The organism is Musicola keenii (assembly GCF_014855505.1).
In the GTDB taxonomy this organism is placed as follows: Bacteria; Pseudomonadota; Gammaproteobacteria; order Enterobacterales; family Enterobacteriaceae; genus Musicola; species Musicola paradisiaca.
Genome location: NZ_JAAWVW010000042.1, coordinates 1 through 5,992 on the forward strand (window position 1 = coordinate 1; position 5,992 = coordinate 5,992).

Consider the following 5,992-nt stretch of genomic DNA (forward strand, 5'->3'; position numbering starts at 1 on the left):
GTTAAAAGATATAAAAATGAAGAGATTTCATAGAATAATCATGAAAAAAACATGTTTTTTTGAGGAAAAAACGTTCCTTAAAACTGATTGTTATTTATTTTTTCCTTGTAAAATCAATGAACAAAATGGTGTGCAGTGCCACACCTCAATTACAGAGTGATTCATGCACAAAAAACCGCTAGCGATCAGTGCATGAGTCTAATTAACTATTTAAAAAACTGGATTTGATTGTCTGATTTGTAATATATACTTGGTTCACACCTATCATGAAGGCCATGAAATCACACAGGCGTTTTTAGATAAAACTCTATTGAGTAAAACTCAAGTCAAACATCAATGAATCCTGATTGCAGGTCATTTAGCAGTCACCATGGCATTGCCATCAAAAATAAGTATTTTTTTACAACTCCGGTAATGGATATGAACAACAATCCACCGGAGATAAACTCAATGAATTACACTTACAATCCCTTCTGGCAACAGCGCATCATCGATACATTTTTGAGTTCTTTAGATGCTTATCGTAGAGTGCTGATGCTAAGAGTGGACTTAAGAATCCCAAATATTCCAGCTGCAACTGATGCTGCGGTGATATCTCGTTTTATCGAATCACTTAAAGCAAAGATTAAAGCTTGCCAACAACGTAAGCAGCGCGAAGGAAAGCGAGTACATATCACTACACTGCGTTATATCTGGGCTCGAGAATATGGTGAAATAAATGGGAAAAAGCATTATCACGTTATATTTCTACTGAACCGTGATGCATGGTGTGGGGCTGGTAACTTCTTGGACACGAACTCATTAGCAGGAATGATTCAACAGGCATGGTGCAGTGCCTTACATATTGATGTGCAGCGATTTTCCGCACTGGTTCATTTTCCAGATAACCCGTCACTATGGATTGATCGAGGAAATAATGAGCAATTACAGAAGGGACTGGAGCGGGCCATGTATCTTGCCAAATACCATACCAAAGTCACTGATGATGGAGACCGTAATTTCGGCTGTAGTCAGTGTTAAAGACTTTATATATAACAAGACAGCTTTTGTTAATCATCAACGCAAGATGTCGAAGTAATTTTTAACTGATAAGGCCCATCCTCTGAGGGAAAATAGGCGCTTATTTCTCTTTGATAACGCCAATTTTCCCCCGTCGTTTACTACTCAGAGGGAGAACCAAATCATGACTAATACCACCACCTTACTTTCCGTAGACAATCCACTTATCGATATGGTTTTCATCACGACTTATACCGGTATGACGGATAAGTGGTTCTACAAACTGATCAAAGATGGGGAATTTCCGCAACCTATCAAACTTGGACGTAGCTCAAGGTGGTTGAGAAGTGAAGTAGAAACCTGGATGCAGCAACGCATAGAGCATTCACGCGGTAATTAAATATAATTCCCACTTGTACCTTAATAATAGAAAACAACTTTAAACTAGGCAATTCCGCGACTTGCTGTTGATTATGAACAGTCTCCTTTGGTATTGCGTTTAGAGCTCCTATTCCGTAACCACAGCATTACCAGCAATGCGATAATAAGTAATTGCTCAAGCGTTCATCTATCACGAGTTCCTTACGACTAAGAGACTTTCTCATAAGAGGTGCAAAGTAGGTCATAGATTCAATAAGCACTAACGCTGTCTCGCTGATTATAATTCGTTAACTGATTGTTAACCTCAGAGTCGCTATCATTAGCTGAGAGACAGAGAGTCCTCTTCTATCGTGGAAATACATTCCTCAACATGTAACCGGAACCTCGAGCTCTGGTTGATGAGTCTGTTTTCTTCTCCTGCTTTGGCTACTGGACAGACTACCGGTCTGTTTGATTATCGCAGCGTTAAATGACCAGCCACTTCCCGCACCGTCGATCGGTAGCGCCGATCGATACGATCGCATCGATCTATGAAAACGATTATCTTTTGATCGCTATCACCGCTAAGCTATTGTCGAAAACAAACATAAATTAATGTTTTATCTGCTTTTATTCCTGCTGTTCGGAAGGGACAGTCCTTTCCTTCTTTCAGCCCAGGACAATGGCTTACAGATAATTTCCCTGTTTTTATCACATCAGGATGGATGTGCCATGACCTCGATTAACGCCCATACTTTAACGATATTGAATCAGCAGGGTAAATCAGCTTCCCGATTGAGTCAGGCCATTGAACGCCTTTCATCCGGTTTACGTATCAATAGCGCAAAGGACGATGCCGCCGGTCAGGCCATTACTAACCGGATGACCGCCAACCTGAATGCCAACAAAGTGATCACTGATGGGATGAAAGATGGCCTCAGCCTGATGCAAACTGCTGAAGGAGGACTAAATGAAATCAATAACCTGCTGCAACGCGGTAGACAACTCGCGGTTCAGGCAGCAAACGGCACGTTGTCCGATGCGGATCGCACCAGTCTGGACGGTGAATATCAGCAAATACGCGCAGAAATAGACCGAATTGCTTCCTCGACACAAATCTTTGGCCTTTACCCGTTGGCTCCTGCTGAGCCTGGTCCTCAACCCGCTAAACTGGGAAATACACTCCCACTGGCAGAAAAATTCCCAGATGAAAATACCCAGTATCAATTTCCTTCTGGGGTGGTTTCTCTGGCTTATATTCCTGTCGGAGCAAAAAATATAACCATTACCATCGACTCATTAAGTGCCGATGATGACATCCAATTATTTACGCGGGATGGCAAGCATCTGGTGGGAACCCCCGCTGAAGGGAGTGATGCCGATGTTGTCTGGTCAGCCAATGGCGTGACCGATGAAAGCATCATGAATGCATCCGTTATTACGCAAGACAATGGTTTTTTATCCAATGCGACCTACTCGGCTGATGCTCTATCTCAGGCCGGGGAATATAATATTAACGCAGGTACACAGAGCAGTTATCAGGGCATGACCATCACCTACAGTGGTGACGGTGACCGTTTTGAAGATGCTAACACCGGGGGATTTAACGATGGATATGTGGCTGCAAACCGATTGGAAAAGCTCCACATTGATGAAGTGACGGAGGATTTAATTGTTATTGTGGTTGGCAGCGGTGTGTTTTACGGCAGTGCACGTTGGGATGAGCTTCCCAACCCCACAGAGCCTGCACCGCCACTACCACCTTCAGTTCCTGTCAGTAAAGCAACAACCTTCGTCGTCAGCGCTAATTTTGACGATGACTTACAAACAGTCACCCTTAACCCGACGCCAGCAGATAGCGAGTCGCTTGGCCTTTCGGATATCACATTGAGTACCGCTGATGAGGCAGGAGCTGCATTAGCCACATTTGACAAAACGCTAGAAACAGTCAATGGCTACCGTAGTGAATACGGAAGCCAGATGAATCGCTTTGAATCGGTAAGTACTGTGCTGGCGCAAGAAGCCATCGCCACTTCCGCCGCCCGCTCACGCATTCTGGATGCTGACTATGCGCTCGAAGTCTCCGCAATGACGAAAGCCCAAATTCTGCAACAGGTGTCGATATCTATGCTATCTCAGGCTAATCAGCAATCTGATATTGTGTTAAGCCTGTTACGGGGATGATTCCTGATTGTCAGCCGATATCTCATACACCACTAGCCAACATGAGAATTGAAATATTCAGTAAATGCACCTTCACCAAAGTAGCATTTTCTTATCTTGAAGGCATGAACTACGGTAATGAGTCAATAAGTGTCATTGATATCGAGCACGGAATCAATACTATTCTTTTAGAACGAGTCATTAACGATGAGAAAATAAAATTTGTTATCATCTTAAATAATCGTAACCACTCTCCTCTGATCATTTCCAACAAAGTGATATTAATATCGAAACGTTCACCTATAAGGACGTTTAAAAAACTCATTTTTACAATATCGATATTTAAGGAGATAACTGGCTATGAGATATTTTTATCATCAAAAGAAAAAATGTTTTTTGATTGCTGGCTACAAGGCATACCAATAAAATCAATCGCAAAAAGTATGGCTATAACTCACAAAACGGCCAACAACATGAGAAATGGCATTTACAGAAAGTATGGGATAAAAGATCTATTTACCTTTTTATTGATAGTCGAAATCACGCATATACATAACACTGCGTACACTGAACACAGAAAAATTCTGCGTGCTTAACCAGCGTTTCCACGGTTAACAAGACACTTGAATCTCACTGATTTTACGAGCATTATCACAATATGTCTCCTTTCAGCCCGTGTTGTGTATGCTATCTGCCCAGGAACTTCAAACAGCCATCACCAACATGTCTATATGGCGTAAGGGTGATCAGCGTGCGCCTCATAATCCACTGTTACTGCTTTATATACTATCGGCCTATCAGGATGTGCACCCCGTTTGTTTCACTATGGCGATGAAATCTGCCCTTCTCTATTAGCCCTTTTAAATAGTTTTTGGCCACAGCGGCGCGCCCATTACCCCAAGATACCATTCTGCCGGCTTAAGGGAGATGTTTTTTGGCAGTTGCAGAATGACGAGCGCTGTTCACCACAGAAAGGGAATAAAGAGCCACCAAACCGCGAGCTGATTCAGCACGACGTTATGGGGGGATTTGATGAAGTCAGCTATCAGCTACTATGCAAACAGCCGCAACTTATCGATAAACTGGCTCAACAAATTTTAAGTGAGCACTTTCCTGAAAGTATCCAAGAAGTGATTGCCAACCGTCTGGAACTATCTCTAGACAATGTACGCAAGTCTCGCGATCCCCACTTCCGTCAAGTAGTATTACGTGCATATTAATACAGTTGTGCGGTCTGCGGCCATGATTTGCGCCACGATACGGTAGCTGTCGGCCTGGAAGCTGCGCACAGCAAATGGAAGCAATACGGTGGCCTTTGCACCGTGACCAACGGGCTGGCTTTATGCTCAGTCCATCATTCTGCGTTTGATATTGGCGTTATCGGTATTGATGACAGCATGAAGCTGATGGTTTCTGAAGGCGTGAATGGCAGCAGGATCGTCGAAAGGTTATTCTGGGATAACTGCTTATACCTAAAAAGCGGGAGCATTACCCGCTGGAACGGTTTGTTGAGTGGTATAGGGGGTAGGTGTTTAGGCGCTAAATATCATTTTAAAATGAATGATTTTATTGAATTACATTTCATTTCGGATGATTTTTTATTTTGCTAATTATTAGCATGGTTAGTATTTCTGTTATAAAGCTTTTCCCTGTCGCTGCATTTTTAGTGCGAAATGTTCATGTTTGCCGTTTCTGGAATAAATCAGATAAAACGACGTATTTTCAGGTGGATAGCAATCATTAACTACATGATAGGATAAATTTGTGAGTAATTAACTCTTTACTGTAAACTCATGAAGTTTCTCTGCGATAAACACTATGACATTGATTATCTTTGGATAATCAATGAGAGCGTCAAATAATTGATCTAAGACAATGTGCTATTTTTCTCATCGATTGATAATAACATGTCAGAAAATCATGACCTTATAAGAAGGAGATTTACTATGACGTATAAAAAACCAGAAGTTCTTGCACAAAGTACTACACAAATGGCTCAATGCCGTCCAAATAGTAAGCCCAGTGGAAGGCCCTGCAATCCACCAGGTCCAAGCGGACGTTAATTGAATATTTCCGATCTCTGTTGTTATGGGACGAGTGGAATAATTATACTTTGCAACTAATAATAAAGCCTCGGATCATTAGGTGTAAGGCATTTAAGACCAAGAGGCTTTTCAAAAAATTGTACAATTGTGTATATTTGTTGGTTGAATATTTTATCTATATTTTACGTGTGATTTTTTGTGTTTGATTAAGTATTGTTTTGAATATTATATAAAATCGATATTGAGATGTGTACAAGTATTTTTTAAATTAATAATCTTATTGTTTAGTGAAATGTAGACTACTTGATTTGTTGAAATTGTACTAGGCTTCATCATTATGAAGTTTTTATATTCGTCACATATATTGATATACACTCTAGTCTCTTAAGGTATGCTATTATGTTTTTAATGAAAAAATCTAATAT

General features: G+C 41.2%; 3 protein-coding genes and 1 pseudogene. All 4 read left to right on the forward strand.

The window, feature by feature from the left end; all coding sequences use genetic code 11:
- Positions 1–450 precede the first annotated feature (450 nt).
- The 4 genes and pseudogenes from HEP82_RS19580 (at position 451) to HEP82_RS19595 (ending at position 5,050) form a co-directional block, all read left to right on the forward strand.
- Positions 451–1,020: an inovirus Gp2 family protein gene (locus HEP82_RS19580; RefSeq protein ID WP_192459581.1), complete on the forward strand. Its 570-nt coding sequence runs from the start codon at positions 451–453 to the stop codon at positions 1,018–1,020.
- 163 nt (positions 1,021–1,183) lie between these two features.
- Entirely contained in the window at positions 1,184–1,399 is a 216-nt protein-coding gene (locus HEP82_RS19585) for a helix-turn-helix transcriptional regulator (RefSeq protein ID WP_192459582.1), read from the forward strand.
- Positions 1,400–2,091: 692 nt separating this feature from the next.
- Positions 2,092–3,543 (forward strand): flagellin N-terminal helical domain-containing protein, encoded by a 1,452-nt coding sequence (locus HEP82_RS19590; RefSeq protein ID WP_192459583.1) that lies wholly within the window; start codon positions 2,092–2,094, stop codon positions 3,541–3,543.
- 663 nt (positions 3,544–4,206) lie between these two features.
- A pseudogene (locus HEP82_RS19595) lies at positions 4,207–5,050 on the forward strand (phosphorothioated DNA-binding restriction endonuclease).
- The last annotated feature ends 942 nt before the right edge of the window (positions 5,051–5,992 follow it).